The sequence below is a fragment of the Methylobacterium sp. 285MFTsu5.1 genome (assembly GCF_000383455.1).
Lineage (GTDB): Bacteria > Pseudomonadota > Alphaproteobacteria > Rhizobiales > Beijerinckiaceae > Methylobacterium.
In genome coordinates, this window is record NZ_KB911270.1 from 612,621 (window position 1) to 629,647 (window position 17,027).

The window sequence follows — 17,027 nt, forward strand, 5'->3', positions numbered from 1 at the left end:
CGGATACGCGGCGGAGATCAACCGAGGTTGGTTGCCTTGGTCCGGCACATCTGGAGGGCCACTGGTTCCGTGATGGACGCATGCCACGCGCCTCGCCCGTGACACACTCATCCGCGACCTCCCGTGCCGCGAGGCGGATCGTGGCGGAGGACGTCCCCGGCTCGCTTTAGGAGGCGGTCTACGCGCGCAGGCACATGCCCGTCACCGAGGACACTTGGCGCCTCCTGCTCGACGGCGGCGACAGGGACGCGATGTTCCCGTGGCGCTGGTTCGCCGTCGTCGTGGAGGAAACGGTGCTCGACGGATCGGTGATCTCTTGATGATCTCTTGGCGAACGGCGCGGGCCGTTTCGTCCGCGGTCGATGTCACGCGTTCACGGACTTGCATTGCCGCGAGACGACAAGCCACGCACGCCGCCCTCGAAAAGCCTCGACGAAAGGCGCACATTAAATCTCGTGGGTGACAAGGGTCATGCGGTTCGCGGGAGGCGTGGCGCGGAGACTGCAAGGCGTGCAATCGTGCGAAATTATTTTCGGGATTTTTCGACCACGGGGCATCCGCGCCGACAATAAGGACTCTCAGGGCCGCATCCGCAGCCCGGCATGGACCAACACGAGAAGGGCATGCGCAACGAACGAGGACGATACGACCAGACGCAGACGACCTCACCTGGCGCCCGCATCCGCGGTGAGGATTACCTCGCCTACCGACCGTTGATGCTGCAGGTGCTGGGACGACTGGCGCGCGACGGATACGTCGTGCCGCCGGACGACGGTCTCGACCTCGTGCATGATTTCTTCGTCGAGGCATGGCCGGCCGTCATCACGCGGTACGACGCGGACAAGGCCAAGTTCCGGACCTACCTTCACCTGTCATTCGCGAGCTTCGCCCGGCCGAGGATCGTCAAGCTGACGCGCTGGCGGACGACCCTCGTCGACCCACACGACATCCCGCGGCTGCATGGGTGGGACGACTCCGTGGAGGCGCAACAGGAGCGATCCCCCGACACGTACCTCGTGGAGGCCGTCGTGCGATCCCTTGCACGGCATGACAGGATCATTTTCGATTTCTATATAAAGGGTGCAGGCTCGGAACGAGAGATCGCGAGCCACCTCGGGATCACGAGGTACCGCCTTCGGTCGAAGCTGGCCGACATCTTCGGGAGCGTCGCCGTGAAGATCGGTGACATGAGCGCGTTTCCCGAGCCGGTCCCTTCCGTCGTGATCGCGCTCTGGCGCGATAACAGAACCGCCAAGGAAGCGGCCAGCTATCTCAAGATAACCGTTCCGGAGGTGCAAGCCGTGCGGAACAGGATGTTCCGCCTGCTCGCGGAGACCATGAAGGGAAGTGGCAACATGGCCGTTGAATCCGTACGGACACCGGACACCGGGGCGTCGGAAGCAGTCGACGTCCAGGCGCTCCTCGAACGCGTGGCCGGCACGTCTTCCGAGACACGCGACCGGGCAATGGACGAGATCAGGCGGCATGCGGATGCCGTCCTTGCCTACTTCGAGGGAAGGGACGCCGACCTGCCGATGGACCCATCCGACGCCGAGACATACGCGGAGATCTATTTCGCGCTGGCCGGCGAAGAAGACGGCGAGGCGCTCAGGGAGGCCGAGCTTCCTTACGTAACGGCGTACGAGCGGGAGGAGGTCCTGATCGGGGAGGCATTCAGGCAATCGCTGGTCCCGGGGCTCCCGAAGAGGCTGCGCGACATCAGCACGTACTTCCTGGGCCTCGCCGTCTTGGAGCCGGTGGAACGTGAACCCTGGTTGTCGGACCTGACGGTGCTGCACGGCGGCCCGAGCGCCCAGGAACTGCTCGCCTTCGGCCTCACGCCGGCACACTTGGTCACTGCGGCCCATGCCATCGCCAGCCTCGCACGGCGCGAGGGAGACCGGATTGGCCTCGGCTTAGGCTCAGCGATCCGCATCGCCGACGTGGCGGCCGGCGGCGATGTCGTCAGCCTTGATCAAGCAACCGACCAAGTGGCCCTCGTGGCCGAACTAGATGGCGAGCTCGCCCGTCGGGTGACGCGATGGCTCCTGGAAGTCGCCGGGTTCGTCCCCTTGCTCTTCGACGACTTCGTCGCGGAGGCCGACCTCGATGGACTGGCACTTCGGCTGACCGACGAGACCGAGGACGACTTCCTCCTACGTTGGAAGGCGATACCCCTGGAGAGCGACGTGTCGTTCGTGACGGGCGTTCCCGTTCGTGACGAGAACGCCAGCGCGGCCATTCGGACATGGACGAGGGGGAGTTCCGACACAGGTCGCCTCATGGAAACCATGAGGGATGGAAAGCCGGGAAACGCCTCCTTCAAGGGCTTCCTCAAGGAAGGCTGATGCATGCCGCCGCGCGGTGGCCGGAACAAAGGGGCCAGACGGCTTCCGGCCGCCTGGGCGCTGCCGTCCAGGCAGTTTCGGCGAACTTCGCCGGTCGGCCTCGACGGCTCCCTTCAGTGGCGGAGGGACCCGGGAAGATGGCCGGATCCGCTCTGACCGTCAGGCCCGGTCAACGGAGGACGAACCGAGCTTGCGGGGCGGTGTTGGGAGCGGGTGAGCCGGTCGGCGGGTTCGTGCCGAAACGCCTGTTCGGAGACAGCCAATGCACGTCGGTCTTCCAGACGAGATCACCCCCCTCCCGCACGATCTCGTGCATCAGGAGGGTGTTTGGCCTCAGGGCGCGCCCCCGGGACATCCCTCTACGGTCCTTGTACTCGAACGTGTCGCGTTGGGTCGTCGAGCCGCAGCGGGCTTCCAAAAAGCCGCGCGTGTAGGCGCCGTTGGAGGCCTCCATCTCCGACAACAGGGCGACGTGCATGTGCCCTGACAGGACGACCGAGATCGAGTGATCGACGATGAAGTGATCCAGCATGCGCCTTGAAGCACTGGTGATCTCCAAGGAACGAAACCGCCGGATGCCGCGAGCGACCTGGACGGCCGGATATGGCAGCTTCGGGTGAGGTTTCGTCCGCGCGGGCCCCACGATGGAGTGATGCATGACCAACACGCGGATCTCGTGGTCCTCGATGGCCGGTAGCGATTCCAGTTCCTGGAGTTGGGTCTGGAATGCGCCACGGCCGAGGATACGTTTCTGGCTGTAGGGCCGAACGTCCGCATCCGTATCGATGAAGATGAACCTCAGGATGGTGCCGTCCGGCAGGATCCTGGCCCGTTGCGCGGGCAGCCGGCGCGCGAGGTGCCGAGCCAACCCCGGCGTCGGGCCTCCGACCATCAGGTTGTTGCCGTTCCATTGGTCGTGGTTGCCCGGTATGCCGTCCTGGGCCCAATTCGGCTGACCGAGGCAGTATCCGAACGCCGAGGGGCCGGACCCGAGGTAATCCCCGGCCAGGTCGAACTGGTCGACGCCTCCGTTGGCCGTGACGTCGCCGGTCATGACCATGTCGAAAGGTTCGCCACTCCGACGAAGCCTAGCCATGAAATTATGGAGCGACAGGACGCCCTTCACGTGATGCCCGAGCTGCCCGTCGAACAAGGGACTTAGCCCGATGAGGCGCGGCGATGGCGCGTTTAGATTGTTCGATAGCCCTTTGGGGATGTCGCCGAAGTGGAGGTCCGAAACCTGGAGAAGCTTGTAGAGGGTCCTGTCGGCCACCGGCATCGGCTCAGTTCGCGTGGTGAGAGGAAAGGACGGGAACCGGCATCCGGACCGGGTGGTGTCGAGCCAGTTTAGTGTGACGCCGGTCGCGCAGCCAAGGTTCCCTCATTCCTTATCTCGATGCGCGAACAGGGCCATGGTTCTGTGGCTCTGGTCCGAACATGATCCGAAAGTTCGCGTCGAGGTGCCCGGGAGCCATTGATATCCGACTTGCGAGGGCTCCGTCCGTTCGGGTTGACTGTGCGGACGAAAGTCCGGGTCAGGCGGTTACAATCTTGCCACCAAGACGGCGACTCCGTTCGGGTGTTTTGCCTGGAAGGCGACGTGAGGCGATCCGAAACGCGACGCATGCGAGATCGGTCGCCGGCCGTCCATGATCGACCGGATGCTATTGTGATCCCGACCGCGCGTGCCTGACAGCATCGTCACCTCGCAGCTCGACGACCAAGCTCGGCTGAAAGTCCGTTCGCTCGTCGGCGTGCCCTCGCGGGTTGCACAGGATCCTGGTGCGTCCGACGCGATAGTCAGATGCCCGATGGATGTGCCCATGGACCCATAGGTTCGGTCCTCGGTCCAGGATCAGGTCCGTCAGGTCCGAAGCGTAGCACCAGGCCAAGTCTGCATGCGGGTCCGGCAGGCTCGCCGGATGCGGGGCGTGGTGGCTTACGACGACTGTTGGACCATCGTGACGGCGGGCAAGCTCACCCTCGATGAAAGCCTTGGTCGTGCGGTGCATGGCCAGCACCTCGCCTGGCTCGATCCTGTTCCGTGACCTCGGGCCGGTCCGGATCCGGCGGTAGTCGTTCATGCCGAAACGGCCCTGGGCGGTCCTGAAGGCGTGGGATCGGCCGTGGGGGCTCAGGTCGAAACTGGTCCACAGCGTGCCGCCCACCAGCCGCATACCACCCACGACGACGGCGGCGTCGAGCAGCAGGTGGATGCCGAGAGCCGCCGCCCGGTCGCGTCCGCGTTCAAGCTGATCGTAGATCGTGTAGCGCTCCTCTCCACGATCCCAATACAGGTCGTGGTTCCCCGGTACGTAGACGACCGGGACGCCGGGCAGGCGTTCACCGAGCCACGCCAGGGCACGGGTCAGGGGCATGTGGACGTCGCCGGCGACCACCGCCACGTCGAAGCCGTTGGCCGGAGTGTGTGCGGCAGGATCCCAGGCGTTCCCTCCCCATTCCTGATGGAGGTCCGAGAAAATCCAGAGTCGGGAGAGGCAAGTCACAGTTCGCCTCCCTCGCGTCTCGCGTTCTCGGCGAGGCGCACACGAATTTCGTTCAAGGTGACCGGTCGGAAATCGAAGCAGTCCACCCCTACGTCGGTGCTCATCGCAGTGCCGGGCAGCGTGCCGTGCGAGTGGCCGTAGAGATGGATGTCGCCACGGTGCATGCCCGGCCACACGCGGTGCGCGTAGTGACTGGCAAATACGGTGGCCGAGGTGCCGTCATCGCCAGTGACATGCACCCGGGCGACGTCGACGACGGGTCCATCCCACGGCATCCGTTGCCCGATACGGTCGTGGTTGCCCCTGACGAGGAAACGTCGGCCGTTAAGGCGCGAGAAGATCTCTCGCGCACGGGCTTCAGGGCAACGGTAGAAGACGTCCCCGAGGTGCCAGACGGTGTCCTGGGCGCGCACGGCCGCGTTCCAGCGGGCGATCAGCGCCTCGTCGTGCTCCTCGATGGTGGCGAACGGCCGGTTCAGGCTGAGGCGACCGCCTACTAAGGTTGCCCTATGGGACCAATGCGTGTCTGCGACAAACAGGGTGCGAGGGGATGACATGGGAGCCTCCATGCGCGGAGGCTCGGCACGCGGCGGGGCACTCCGGGATCAGTCGGACGTGTGCGGGCGCGCGTGTTTCATGTCAGGATGTCCTCGGTTCGGGCCACATTGTCCTGGCCGCCTAGCGGTGGCAACCCGGGACACCGGGGAACTCCACCGGTAGCTGGCGACCGTCTTCACGACCTGTTGGGTAGCGCTGGGTTGGCCTGCCAAGAGTGTTCGGGGACACAATCGGTGCTATCTTGGGGAAGTTAGGAGATCATGATGCGCGACGACGTGCTTCACTTCGACCTTCGCGGATCCGTCCTGGAAAGGGTCCGGGTCCGGGCCAAGGAAACCGGTGTCAGCGAGAAGGAGATCGTGGAGGGGGTCCTCGAAGAGGCGCTACCCGCGGTCGAGGCGACGACGATCCTGGCCATGGTCGGGGTAGAGGAGGTGGACGACCTCACGCTCGAACGGGAGCCGGGGGAGGACGACGAGTCCTTCGACGCTCGGCGCAAGCTGTACGGAAACCTGTTCGGCGTCCGCTAGGCCATGCGCAAGGGTGACTATGTCCGTTGCATGTTTCCGTTCCGGGAAAGCAGCGGACCCGGTCCTTCGTCCCACATTGTGCTTGTCTTCGGCGTGTTCGCTGGAAAGGTCCCGGCCGTTGCCGTCTGCTATACGACCTCGCAAACCGATTTCGTGGGCGAGAAGCGCCCCAGGCAACTGATCCATGTCGATGAAACCAAGGCCATTGCCCTTGGTCAGCGGAAAGCGTTCGACATCGATGTCTCACGCATTGCCTTGCTCCCGGTTAACCGATCCTTCTTCCCAGAATTCGATGGCAACGCCGTTCCCAACCACGGACATGACACCCATGTCGCGTCGGTCGTGGAACGCAGGCTGGAAGAGCTGACGGAGGCCGGCATCGAGATCGAGCGAACCAACCTCCTTGCACCTGCTCCCGGTCCGGGACGCTAGGACGTTCGCGCCGACGTCAGGCGCAAGCCACCTTCTCCCTGAACATGTGGCCTCCGCTAGGCCTGAGGCGCCCCATCCGTTTCCGTGCCTGCCGTCCGGCGAGGAAACAGGCCGTAGCGACCATCGTCAGGCTCGCCGGTGAACAGCTGGACATTCGCCATGGCCAGCGCGTCCGCGGGCGGGTCGCTGTTCTCGACGATCAGGAACTGGCCGATCTCCGAAAGCCCCGCCAAGTGCGCGTAGAACCGGCCCGCCACGCCGCTGTCCTTCAGTGCCTGCTCGTCCGCGCTCAAGGCGCCGTGTCGCGAGCGCAGGGGCTCGCGATAGGTCAGCAGGGGCGTGTCGAACACGACGAAGCCGGGATGAACACGCCCCCGCTCGTGGCAGTAAACGAGCAGCGCGACCTTCATGGCCGCGTGCAGCAGGGCACGCACGCCCTTGCCGTTGGCCGAGCGCTCCTTGCCGTCCAGCCGAATGTCCTGACGTTCGAGGTCGAAGCTGACGGCCGGCTTCCCGGGGAAGCCCCACGCCTCCAATACCCGCTGCACGACCTGCGCGAAGGCGTGGGCGGTCGGGCCGTCCAGACCCGTGGCCGCCTTCTCGCCCGGCTTGCGACGCGGCACCGGGACGTCCAGGCGCGAGCGCTCGACCATCAGCCGGTCGCGGCGCTGGTAGAGGTCCAGGAGGCGGTTCACCCGGTCCTGCTCGACGCCGAAACGCTCGTAACGGCGCCTGAAGTCCCGCTCGGCGGGACGAGCCTCATCGAGCGAGGCATCCAGGTCCGACAGCTCCTCGACCAGCGACGCCTCCCGGCCTCGCAGGCCGGTCGCCTCGGCCCGGAGCGAACGGATGACCCCGGCAAGGTCGGCGCGGTCGCGACGGATCTTCCGGATCTCCGCGGCCGCCGCACCGTGGGAGCGACCGATCTCCTCGACATGGGCCTTGTGGACCTGGGCGTCGGGCGGCGCGCCGCAAACCGGGCATTCGTGCCCTGTCATTGCGAGCAGCAACGCACCGCCTTCCTCGACCGCCTGCAGGCGCTCAATGTCGGAGACGTAGACCTCGTCGAGCGTGGCGAACTGCGCGAGCGTCAGTTCGAGGTCCGCGGCCCTGGCCCGCGTCTCATCCCTGGCATCCCTGGCCCGGCGCCGTTCCGTCACGAGGCCGTCGAGGCGGTCCTGCGCATGGGCGAGGTCGTTTCGTACGCCCTCCAGCGATTCCTCAAGCCGGACCGCCTGCTCGACGAGCTCCTCCCGTGATGGCGGCGCTTCTCCCAGCTCGCGGTCGATGCCGGCCAGCCACTCGTCCACCAGCTCGATCTTTCCCGCCTTCGCCGCCGCCAGCATTTTCGGCGGGACCGACGGCGTGACGGCGCTGTCGTCGATGCCCGTCAGCAGCAGCTTGAAGACGTTGCGCTCGAAGGGGGCGAAGATGTGCTGCCCGGACGCCAGGATCGGGCTGCGCTTCGCGATGATGATCTCCTCGGGCGTGAAGAGGTACGGCGCGAGGTCACGGAAACTGAGCGTGTCCTTCTGGCCGTTCGCGTTCTTGACGAGTTCCTTCCTGCCGAGCCCGAGTAGCCGGAGCAGGTACATCGAGAGGTTGGCGTCGGATTTCGGGTCATGCTCGTGGCCAAGCGCGAAGCCGTCGTCGCCGGGCGCCGTAACGAGCCCTGGGAAGACCGTGAAGGCGTGCCCGGCGAGGGAGCGAGACAACGTCACCTCGGAACCGTCGGGCAGGCGCAGGCCGAGCCAGGCCCGGTCGTAGGGGGCCGCCTCCTCGATAGCCTCGGGAGGCTTCGAGCCGCCGAACATGAAGTTCAGGGCCTCCACGGCGTATGACTTGCCGGTGTTCGAGGCGCCGTAGACGATGTTCAGGCCGTCATCGAACGCGAGGCCCGCGCCCATGGCCTCGGGCCCCGTGAAGGCGAGGTGGCGGAGCGTCAGGAGCCCGGTCACGGCCTGTCGCCTTCCTCGGCCCGGAACTGGATGGCATGCAGCCCGAACTGACCGTCGATGAAGGCCGAGATCTCGTCGGTATGCATCCCCTCGAACCGCTGGGCGAGCCAACGGGCACGATCCTTGAGCCGCATCATGTACGGGGCCTGGAGCGCGTCCAGAAAACTCGGTGCCGTCTCGCCCGCCGCGTACCGGATCCCGTCCTCCCCGTGGACGACCTCCACGAGGTGGACCCGATGCATGAGCAGCAGGCTCTTCTCGACCGCGTCACGGCGCACGATCAGGGCGTCCTGGCGACCGGGGGTGGCCGGGTGCAGGCTTTGGGGCGCCTCGTCGCCGTCCCGGCCGACCACGTCCGCGGTGTTCACCACGAGGTGGTCGTACCAAGTCATCTCCCTCAGGTCGCAGGCTCGCGGATGCAGGGCCTCAAGCACGACGAGCGCGCGCAGCCCGGTCTCCAGCGGGCTGTCGAACGGGTAGGTGGCGGCCGGCCTCAGATCCCCCACGGGAGGCGCCCTTCGTTCGCGAATCGGTGGCAGGTACCCTGCTTAACCTGCGCCGAGGCGTGATCTCGCAGGGGGCCGGTCAGTGTCAGCAGGGGGGCGACCCTCATGACGGCGTTGACCTGGGCTAGTGCGTCGCGATGCCCGTCGTCACGATGGGTGTCCACGACGCCATGGTAGATTTCCTCGTCGAAAGCGACGAGGACGTCCTCGAACACGCGCTTGCGGTAGAGGCGCCCAAACCTCGAAGCGTGGAAGTACCGGAGACGCTGGTCCCTGAGCTGCTCGCCGTATTTCGGGTGGGCAAGGATGTCGTCGGTGGTTGCCTCCACGAGCTCCGCCCTGGCACCGTATGCCGCGGCGAGCTGGGCCAGATAGGGCGCCTCGTCGAGACTGACCGCCGGTAGCGCCTCGGGTGACGGGAGAGGGCCTGGATCGGCACCGAACCATCTCACCAACGCGGGACCGATGTCCTCCTGAGCGGCAAGCTTCGCGCCATCGAGGACGGACACGCCGGTGAAGTCGAAGGCCTCGACCACGGCACGGATCTCCGGCGTCAGGTGGGTGGCCTGTCCTTTGACCAGGTGGTCGCGGCACACGGCGTCCCATCGCTCGATCACCGTCCGCCGGAACTTCTCGGGATGCCCGACAAGGTCGGACAGGGTGCGGACCGTGCCCTTGGGGGCCACGAAGACGTACTTCGTCGGGAGCGTGAAATTGCCGGCCGCGACGTGCATGAAGATTTTGCCCAGCTCCCGTACGGCATCCGTGACGGACAGGTTCCTGCGCAGCAGCTTGCACTGGAAGTTGGTCCAGGGCCCCTCGTATCGCTGGTTCGTCTCGAAGCCCACGACGTCGCGCCCACCATCGCCCGCGCCGGAGCAGCGGGTCCAGTCGACGTAGACATGCCGCCGCAAGTTCAGCCAGTCGGCCACGAAGGCTTCCAGGTGTGCGGGGTCCATCTTGAAGAAGGCAGTGACGTAGTCGCTGATCATGGGTTTGGACGCGTAGGGCTCCCTGCGATCTTGCCTGCGTCGGGACGTGCCCGGAAGGGTCAACCGCCACGCTTCAACCGATTGCGGGTCGACGTTGCATGCCAGCGATGACGTAGCGCAACGTCGACCCGAGCGGATGGCGGTCAGCTCGCCAACTCGACCTCGTAATCCTCCGTGAAGGCGATCAGGCCGGCCTCGATAGTCCTCCACGTAAGACGCAGATCGCGGAGGTCCTCCTGCGTGAAAGCGCGCCCATGGTGCGAGGCGGCCCGGAGACGGCCTGCCTGCTTCAGAAGGTCCACGAGGACGGCCGGATCGTCGAACCCGGCTTCGAACACCGTCGCGAAATGATCGGGATGGCCCATGATCCGCTCGTAATGGGCGTAGTCGGCGTGTTCCAGCACGTCGCCCCCGCGCTTTCGCCACCTGCCGAGAAGGTCGTTGCACTCGCACAGCGGCAGTCGCTTCTCAGGCCAGTCCTCGCCGTACGCATCGGCCATCGCCGCGTCGAGGATGTCCCGCAAGGTCGCTTCGTAGCGATGGTTCAGGGACCTGGCGCTTCTGACATGGGCCGGTTCGGCATGGCCCTTCAACCGAGCCTTCAGGCGTCGCCGCTTCTCGGCCGCCGTGAGCAAGCGCACCTGCGGCCACCGAGGGAGGCGGAGGCCTGAGGCATCGAGAAACTCACGGTAGCCTGCCAGGGTGGGGAACGCCGGCACCGCACCGGCCGCGAACACCTCCGTGGCCTCACGGAGCTCGCGCCCGACCCGCATGCTGCCGGCCAGGACATCCGACATGGCGGCGGCGCGGTTGAACGCGTCCATGTATTCCGGCTGACGGAGCAACTCGAAGCTCCGCAGGCCCAGCATCCTGCTCGTCAGGTCGGGAATGGGCGTCCGAAACCGCTCCATGGTGGAAGGCAGGGCGAGGTTCTGGGCCAGCATCGCCATCGACTTGGCATGCTCGAACACCGAGGGCGCGATGAGCGCGCCCAACCGACGTTCCTCCTCTGCGCGGCGCAGGACGGCATCGCCGATCAGGCTGAAGCGGTCCATAAGTCCCAGCGGGGGCAGGACGGCACGGTGCATCGCCGCGTCTATTCTCGCCCGCTCCACTAGATGGAGGGCCGACACATTTCCGATGGCCTGCATCTGGGCGTTGAGCGCGCTGGACGGCGACATCGCCTCGCGCACCATGCGGGCCGCTTCGAACACGGCGGGCGGGAACGGGTCGTATCTCGAACTCACGATGCGGCTCCGGAAAGCGACGGAGGGGCGGCTGTGTCCATCCTCGACGAGGCGTGTCGTCGAAACCAACTTGCGGGCGGGCGGTGGAGGATTCGAGAACGTGAGGTAAGCCTCGCCGCGCGGCAGGGGCAATGGCCTTGCCCCTTCATGCCGCCACGACCGGAAGCTCCTCGAAGCGCGTGGTGTAGCGGGGCGAGCGCATCTCGAACTTGGTCGCCCACTCCCTCTTCTCCACGACGCCGGCGGTAGCGGGCACCACCGTTCCGCGGCCGTAGCGCCGGTTGCAGGCGTCGAGCGCCGCCATCAGCGCGGTCGCATTCTCGCGATCCAACTGGCCCATGCCCGGGAAAGCCCGCTGCGAGGCTTCGAGCGGCACGAGATCGGTCGTGACGATGCCCGCCTTCGAGTAGCGGTAGCCGGGCTTCCAGACCTTCTTCATGCCGAACACGGCGGCCTTCACGAGCACGAGGGTATCGTTCGTGGCTTCCGGAAAGGACACCACCGTGGAGACCGACCGCTGCGGCCGGTTCCTGTCGTGCTCCGAGGTGTGGAAGAAGACCGTGACGTGGTCCGTGCCCAGGGCGCCGGCACGGAGCTTCTCGCCGAGCCTGGTGGCATGGGTGGCGACGGCCTGCTCCATCGTCGCGAGATCCTCCACCCGCTCGGAGAAGCACCGCGTCACCGCGCAGCCTTTCCGGGTCGGCGCGACCTCCTCCAGGTCGAGGCAAGGGATGCCGCGCAGTTCCTGCACCAGCCGCTCGCCGACCACCGTCATGGCCTTGCGGGCGACCCGGGCATCCAGGTCCCGCACGTCGGCGACGCTCTCGCAGCCTAGCGCCTCAAGCTTCCTCGCGTTGGCGGGCCCGATCCCCCAGATCTCGCCGGGCTCTATGCGCGCCATCCAATGGGCGTACTGGACCGGGTCGGTCAGGTCGCACACGCCTTCGAGTTCCGGGACCTTCTTCGCGACGTGGTTGGCGAGCTTGGCCAGCGTCTTGGTCGGCCCGATGCCGACGCAGGTCGGGATGCCGGTCCAGGCCTGGACAGTTGCGCGCATGTCGCGTGCGAGCGGCATCCTGTCGGCCTCCCTCACGTCCGTGAGGTCGAGGAAGCTCTCGTCGATGGAGTAGACCTCGATGCGGGGGCTGAACCGCTCGTAGACCTCATTCACGCGCGCCGACATGTCCCCGTACAGGGCGTAGTTCGAGGAGAAGGCGCGAACGCCTCCCGACCGGCACAGGTCGCGGATCTTGAACCAGGGATCCCCCATCTTGATCCCAAGGGCCTTCGCCTCGCTGGTGCGGGCCACAGCGCAGCCATCGTTGTTGCTCAAGACGATCACGGGGACCCTGGCGAGCCGGGAATCGAAGACCCGCTCGCACGAGCAGTAGAACGAGTTGCCATCTGACAGCGCGTAGGCCCGGCCGGTCATTCGCCGCGGCGCCTCGGGTTGATGGATCCCGTCACCACTCCCCAGACCTCGACCACGGCGTCGCTCGACAGCACGAATGACGGGAACCGGGGATTGGCGAATGAGAGCGTCACCCTCGGGCCGACCCGTTTCCAGACCTTGAAGCTGCGCTCCCCGTCGACGTCGACCACGACGATGTCCCCGTTTCGAGGGGTGACGGAGCGGTCGACCACGGCGAGGTCGCCGTCGAACAGCCTGGCGAGGAGCATGCTGTCGCCGGCAACCCGGACGATGAAGGTCGCCGGCCGGTTCGAGACCAGCAGGCGCTGGAGGTCGACCTCCTCCTCGGCGAAGTCGTCGGCCGGGCTCGGGAAGCCGGCCCGTACGGCTTTGGCGAGCATCGGGATGGGCATTGGCAACCCGATGACGATGCCGCTGACCTGCATGCCTGGCCTCCGAATCCTCATAGAACAAAGTGTGAACGAAAAGCTTCAAGGTCCGCAAGCGGCCAAGCTTGCGACGACATGCCGTTGTGGATTGATGGGGATAGCTGTTCGAAGGGGCTCGCCGGCACGTCCCTGGCCGAGCGTCGGGATCTCGTCCGGCGCGGGGCCCGGCTGGGCCCGTAGCGCGAGATCCGTAGCGTTACCTGCTACCCGCTACGGACTCGAAACGCTTCCTTAACCATGACGGCCTCCGACTGAGACCGTACGGAGAGAGGGCGATCATGGCGGGGGGAGCCACCGTCGGACGGGTGCCGGACGACGAACGCCGGAGGCGGGCCGTCTTCCAGGCGGCGGACGACCTCCGGGCGGAGGGCGTGGATGGCGTGAACCTGCGGACTGTCTGGGCGCGGGTGAAGCGCGATCACGGTGTCGCTGGCAACAACCAGACCATCGGCCGGTACCTTGCCGAGTGGACCTCCGACCGGTGCTACGACCCTGCCATCGAGCAGTCTGGGATGCCCAAATCCGTCTCGACCCGGCTGGCGAAGGCCGGCGTCGACCTTTGGGGGGCGGCGCAGGCCGAGGCCGCCAGGATCTACCAGCGCGACCGCCAGCGCATTGAGGCGGAAGTCGCGACCGAACGAAGGTTGCGAGACGAGGCGCTCGCGATGCTCGATGCCCGCGAGGCAGTCATCGACGCGCAACGTAACGAGCTTGCCTGGTACGCGACCGAGCTCGACCGGGTGAGGGAGCACCTGTCGTTAGTGAGATCGCGCGCCTTCTGGCGGACGGTGGCCCAGGAGATCTGGGAGATCCTCCCGGCAACTGAGGCGATGCACCTGGCCGACATCGTGCCCCGGATCGGGCATGAGTTCGTCAAGGAAGCCGAGGACTATCCCGGGGAATGGGGTGTGGACCTGATCCGGGGCGTGATGGACCAGCGGATCAAGTTCAAGAAGCTCTTCGCGAAGGAAGGGACGGCCCGGTATCGACGGCGGCGCCCAGAGGACGATGCCGCTTGATGCCGCCAGCCGACCCGAAGGCTACCTCGGCTCAATGCCCGTAAAAAAATGAGGCCGCCGCTTCTAAGCGGCGACCCGGAACACTCTAGGCTGCTGCGATGCGGAACTGACCAGTCCGACTTCTGATTTTTGCCCGGGACCGAAGCGGACGGTTACCCGCCCCCCTCGCGCGACTGTTGCAGCGGGAGGTCCTCCCGGACGCTCCAAAGTTTGCGGCGGCGCCATTCCCTAAGGGACGACGAGCTCAGGTCCGAGCGCTTGCCGGCTGTGGGCATCTGAGGTTGGGGCCTTGCCATCAGCGTGCTGCTAAGCTCTGATATCCGTCTTGCAATTTCGTCTCGTCGCGACGGGGACCGGCTCGCCCGGTGGCCCGCAGTGGCGGAGCGGCGGAACGGTCGTGGCGGCAGCCGCAACCGCATCCGTCCGGATCGGGCCGAAAGGTACCTCCGGTGAGGGCAGAGCCTGGTCGGACGGGTGTGGGTGAAACAACAGGGCCCTGAGACTAGAGGTCGGATGGATGGCCGGGTCTGCGCTCCTCAAGGAGGTCCGAAGGGGCGCAAGCCTCGAACGCGCTTGGCGGGTAATCGAGGACAACGGGCGCTTCTCCAAATCCGAGACCGTCCGCTCGGAGATCGAGGGATTCCGCGAAAACGCATCTTCGAAGCTGCGGTCCCTGGGTGACCGGCTGCGCCGCGACACCTTCCGCTTCCCGCCGGCCAGGGCGGTGCCCATCCCGAAGGGCAACAAGAAGGACAGGGCGAGCTTCCGACCCATCGTGCTCGCGACGGTCGAGGCCCGGATCGTCCAGAGGTCGATCCTCGGGGTGCTCACCGAGGTCGAAGAGCTCAAGCCCCACTTCCGCAACCCGAATAGCTTCGGGGGCATACGGAAGGCGGACGGCCAGGATCTCGCGGCCGTGCCGGCCGCCATCCGGGAGGTGCTGTCGGCCATCGGTGACGGGGCGACCTACGTCTCCTGCGCCGACATCAGCGGTTTCTTCACGCGGATCTCGAAGACGACGGTGACCGACATCATCGCGGGGGTGGTGCGGGACGACGCGTTCATGTCCCTGCTGCAGGACGCCGTTAGGGTCGAGCTCAGCAACATGGCCGAGCTACGCGAGCGGGCGGAGAAATTTCCGATCCACGACATCGGCGTGGCGCAGGGAAACTCGCTGTCGCCCCTCCTCGGGAACGTGATCCTCAGCGACTTCGACCGGATCATGAACGAGGGCGACTGCCGCTGTATCCGCTACATTGATGACTTCATCGTCCTCGCGCCCACCCGAAGGGCGGCCGGCGCCCGTATGCGGCTGGCGAGGCGCCTGCTCGCCGACCTGGGGATGAGCCTCTCGCCTGAGAAGACGCACGCGGAGCCCAGGGGCGTCGCCGACGGCTTCGAGTTCCTCGGCATCGACCTGAGGAACGGCCTCATCCGTCCGTCCGCCAAGTCCCAGCAGAAGTTCATCACCTCACTGGGCGAGACGCTCGGCAACGGCTCGGCCGCATTCCGGGCGTTCCGTAGGGGCATGCCGCTCCCGAAGGCCCAATCCCTGCTGGGCACGCTGCGTCGGGCCGACGGGGCCATACAGGGCTGGGGTAGGCACTACCGCTTCTGCAATGACGAGACGACCTTCGCTGCGCTCGACGCCGCCGTGGAGCGGCTGATCCGGGACTACCTCGGCATCTACTCCGACGAGCGCAAGGCAGCGGACGTCGACGGCCGCCGCGCGCTGCTCGGCATCGAGTCGCTCGCGGGGATGCGGCGGGATCCCTTTGTCTGGCCGGTCAAGCGGAAGGTCAGGCGCACCATCATCGCGGTCGAGGAACCCACGCCAGACCTCAAGGGCGGTCCGGGGGTGGTTTCAGCCGTGCCGTTGGTGGTCGTGCCGACGGTGCCCCCACCCGAAGCCGCGGAGAACGTGGCGGCAGCCTGACAGTGTGCAAACAAGCGCATTTCCCCTTGCACTACAAACAGCAGCGCTTGATGCCTATGGCAGCGCAAGGTTCGACATTGGGCGGAGGGGACAGTTGCCAATCGAGCGCTTAAAGATCGGCGCCAAAGCTATTGGCCTCCACAAGGCCATTGTTGGACCGCGGTTTACTGAAAGAAATGTTTTAACTAATACCCCATGGACGTTTGTTGATCTATGGCTCAAACGAGAAAAACATGCAAATGCAGTGCTTTTCTGGGAGCAAGCGAGGCAATTTTACGACGCGTCCATTAACCTGCCAATGCAATCTTCCCCGCTGCTGCTTTATTACTCATTCATGAACGCTGCGAAGGCTCTGCTCGAAGTCAAAGGCATTCAGTATCAGCCACATCATGGAGTGCGAGAAAATCCTCCCGGGCAACCTCGAAGGCAGATAGCCCTTTCCACCCTTGAAGTACGGATCAAGCAAACCGGCATTGTACCAAGTCTGTCTGCCCATTTTGGGGAGCTCGAAGCGAGCAGAGTGCACTCAATGGAGGATATATTTTATAATCTGCCTTATGTACATCGCACCTTTTGCCTAAGCTACAAAAGTAAGAAAGATATGTTTTTCCCGCTGCGGGATTGCGAATACGTTCGTGATAGCGATAATGGGCAGGTCTATTTTCGTGCGAAGATCGGCAGCGATTGGTCTAGGCAGCCTTTGGAGGCCTATTTTCCTCATGCCATAGTTCCTGACCCAGCGGAAAATAACGGCATTCGTTCGCGAAATCATGTCGTTTTCGCCGCCGCAAATGCCGCGAGCGCGCAAGAGATCGGCGCTTTGGCTAGCCTGCATCAGAACTTGAGAACCGATCTATATTACATTAATGGCGCACAAACGCTTTGGTATATAAAGACAACTGGGCGAAACCGTCTAGACCGGCGCACGCCCACCCTAACTCTGGCGGCGATGCATCGCTTAAGCGAAATCTGCCGTTATAGACCGGTCGAATTAATGGCATTCATGAACGGGCAGCGAAATTGGCTGCTTAACGAGTTTGTTACGATGTCTCCTGTCCAATACTTCGACGAAATAGCATCTGAAATCACTGGGCACCAGTTCTTAATCCCGAACGTTCGCGGACCATCCTGAGC

16 protein-coding genes are annotated in these 17,027 nt (G+C 65.2%); 7 read left to right on the forward strand and 9 right to left on the reverse strand.

Annotated elements, in window-relative coordinates; all coding sequences use genetic code 11:
- Nucleotides 1-194: 194 nt before the first annotated feature.
- Together H288_RS36210 and H288_RS0103015 are read left to right on the forward strand one after the other, a co-directional pair.
- Nucleotides 195-320, forward strand: coding sequence for a hypothetical protein (locus H288_RS36210; RefSeq protein ID WP_020091114.1), 126 nt, complete (start codon nt 195-197; stop codon nt 318-320).
- A 303-nt stretch (nt 321-623) separates the two neighbouring features.
- The gene (locus tag H288_RS0103015) at nt 624-2,348 is read left to right on the forward strand and encodes a sigma-70 family RNA polymerase sigma factor (RefSeq protein WP_158684188.1); all 1,725 of its coding nucleotides are present in this window, start codon (nt 624-626) and stop codon (nt 2,346-2,348) included.
- Between the two features lie 169 nt (nt 2,349-2,517).
- On the opposite strand, the gene H288_RS0103020 is transcribed toward H288_RS0103015, so the two are convergent.
- The 3 genes from H288_RS0103020 to H288_RS0103030 all read right to left on the reverse strand — a co-directional run bounded on the left by H288_RS0103020 (nt 2,518) and on the right by H288_RS0103030 (nt 5,412).
- Nucleotides 2,518-3,621, reverse strand: coding sequence for a metallophosphoesterase (locus tag H288_RS0103020; protein WP_158684189.1), 1,104 nt, complete (start codon nt 3,619-3,621; stop codon nt 2,518-2,520).
- Nucleotides 3,622-4,012: 391 nt separating this feature from the next.
- The gene (locus H288_RS0103025; RefSeq protein ID WP_051123707.1) at nt 4,013-4,855 is read right to left on the reverse strand and encodes a metallophosphoesterase; all 843 of its coding nucleotides are present in this window, start codon (nt 4,853-4,855) and stop codon (nt 4,013-4,015) included.
- Nucleotides 4,852-5,412 carry a metallophosphoesterase gene (locus tag H288_RS0103030; protein WP_245274463.1) on the reverse strand — a complete coding sequence of 187 codons (561 nt, stop codon included), beginning with the start codon at nt 5,410-5,412 and terminating at the stop codon, nt 4,852-4,854. Before H288_RS0103030 ends, H288_RS0103025 begins: the two co-directional genes overlap by 4 nt.
- Before the next feature lie 261 nt (nt 5,413-5,673).
- Here H288_RS0103030 and H288_RS0103035 point away from each other — a divergent pair, with 261 nt between their 5' ends.
- Entirely contained in the window at nt 5,674-5,943 is a 270-nt protein-coding gene (locus tag H288_RS0103035) for a hypothetical protein (protein WP_020091119.1), read from the forward strand.
- A 3-nt stretch (nt 5,944-5,946) separates the two neighbouring features.
- The gene (locus H288_RS35020) at nt 5,947-6,375 is read left to right on the forward strand and encodes a hypothetical protein (RefSeq protein WP_158684190.1); all 429 of its coding nucleotides are present in this window, start codon (nt 5,947-5,949) and stop codon (nt 6,373-6,375) included.
- 56 nt (nt 6,376-6,431) lie between these two features.
- On the opposite strand, the gene H288_RS32060 is transcribed toward H288_RS35020, so the two are convergent.
- The 6 genes from H288_RS32060 to umuD all read right to left on the reverse strand — a co-directional run bounded on the left by H288_RS32060 (nt 6,432) and on the right by umuD (nt 12,935).
- Complete coding sequence (locus H288_RS32060) at nt 6,432-8,333, reverse strand: hypothetical protein (RefSeq protein WP_020091120.1); 1,902 nt, start codon at nt 8,331-8,333, stop codon at nt 6,432-6,434.
- The gene (locus H288_RS0103045) at nt 8,330-8,839 is read right to left on the reverse strand and encodes an ABC-three component system middle component 2 (RefSeq protein WP_020091121.1); all 510 of its coding nucleotides are present in this window, start codon (nt 8,837-8,839) and stop codon (nt 8,330-8,332) included. The genes H288_RS32060 and H288_RS0103045 overlap by 4 nt, the downstream gene beginning before the upstream one ends.
- Nucleotides 8,827-9,831, reverse strand: a complete 1,005-nt coding sequence (locus H288_RS0103050; RefSeq protein ID WP_020091122.1) for an ABC-three component system protein — start codon at nt 9,829-9,831, stop codon at nt 8,827-8,829. Before H288_RS0103050 ends, H288_RS0103045 begins: the two co-directional genes overlap by 13 nt.
- Before the next feature lie 143 nt (nt 9,832-9,974).
- Nucleotides 9,975-11,078 (reverse strand): hypothetical protein, encoded by a 1,104-nt coding sequence (locus tag H288_RS0103055; RefSeq protein WP_020091123.1) that lies wholly within the window; start codon nt 11,076-11,078, stop codon nt 9,975-9,977.
- Nucleotides 11,079-11,223: 145 nt separating this feature from the next.
- Nucleotides 11,224-12,510 (reverse strand): Y-family DNA polymerase, encoded by a 1,287-nt coding sequence (locus H288_RS0103060; protein WP_020091124.1) that lies wholly within the window; start codon nt 12,508-12,510, stop codon nt 11,224-11,226.
- The gene (umuD, locus tag H288_RS0103065) at nt 12,507-12,935 is read right to left on the reverse strand and encodes a translesion error-prone DNA polymerase V autoproteolytic subunit (RefSeq protein ID WP_020091125.1); all 429 of its coding nucleotides are present in this window, start codon (nt 12,933-12,935) and stop codon (nt 12,507-12,509) included. Before umuD ends, H288_RS0103060 begins: the two co-directional genes overlap by 4 nt.
- Nucleotides 12,936-13,216: 281 nt before the next feature.
- On the opposite strand from umuD, the gene H288_RS0103070 reads away from it, so the two are divergent.
- From H288_RS0103070 to H288_RS33740, 3 genes are all read left to right on the forward strand, one after another.
- On the forward strand, nt 13,217-13,957 hold the full coding sequence (locus H288_RS0103070; RefSeq protein ID WP_020091126.1) for a DNA-binding protein: 741 nt from the start codon (nt 13,217-13,219) through the stop codon (nt 13,955-13,957).
- A 517-nt stretch (nt 13,958-14,474) separates the two neighbouring features.
- Nucleotides 14,475-15,893 carry a reverse transcriptase domain-containing protein gene (locus H288_RS32065; RefSeq protein ID WP_020091127.1) on the forward strand — a complete coding sequence of 473 codons (1,419 nt, stop codon included), beginning with the start codon at nt 14,475-14,477 and terminating at the stop codon, nt 15,891-15,893.
- A gap of 94 nt (nt 15,894-15,987) precedes the next feature.
- Entirely contained in the window at nt 15,988-17,025 is a 1,038-nt protein-coding gene (locus H288_RS33740; RefSeq protein ID WP_158684191.1) for a YaaC family protein, read from the forward strand.
- Nucleotides 17,026-17,027: the final 2 nt, after the last annotated feature.

What these genes read in the sequence shown, in the direction of transcription:
- H288_RS36210 (WP_020091114.1), top strand. Translation starts at nt 195, where the DNA reads ATGCCCGTCACCGAGGACACTTGGCGCCTCCTGCTCGACGGCGGCGAC.
- H288_RS0103015 (WP_158684188.1), top strand. Translation starts at nt 624, where the DNA reads ATGCGCAACGAACGAGGACGATACGACCAGACGCAGACGACCTCACCT.
- H288_RS0103030 (WP_245274463.1), bottom strand. Translation starts at nt 5,412, where the DNA reads ATGTCATCCCCTCGCACCCTGTTTGTCGCAGACACGCATTGGTCCCAT.
- H288_RS0103035 (WP_020091119.1), top strand. Translation starts at nt 5,674, where the DNA reads ATGATGCGCGACGACGTGCTTCACTTCGACCTTCGCGGATCCGTCCTG.
- H288_RS35020 (WP_158684190.1), top strand. Translation starts at nt 5,947, where the DNA reads ATGCGCAAGGGTGACTATGTCCGTTGCATGTTTCCGTTCCGGGAAAGC.
- H288_RS0103050 (WP_020091122.1), bottom strand. Translation starts at nt 9,831, where the DNA reads ATGATCAGCGACTACGTCACTGCCTTCTTCAAGATGGACCCCGCACAC.
- H288_RS0103060 (WP_020091124.1), bottom strand. Translation starts at nt 12,510, where the DNA reads ATGACCGGCCGGGCCTACGCGCTGTCAGATGGCAACTCGTTCTACTGC.
- umuD (WP_020091125.1), bottom strand. Translation starts at nt 12,935, where the DNA reads ATGCAGGTCAGCGGCATCGTCATCGGGTTGCCAATGCCCATCCCGATG.
- H288_RS0103070 (WP_020091126.1), top strand. Translation starts at nt 13,217, where the DNA reads ATGGCGGGGGGAGCCACCGTCGGACGGGTGCCGGACGACGAACGCCGG.
- H288_RS32065 (WP_020091127.1), top strand. Translation starts at nt 14,475, where the DNA reads ATGGCCGGGTCTGCGCTCCTCAAGGAGGTCCGAAGGGGCGCAAGCCTC.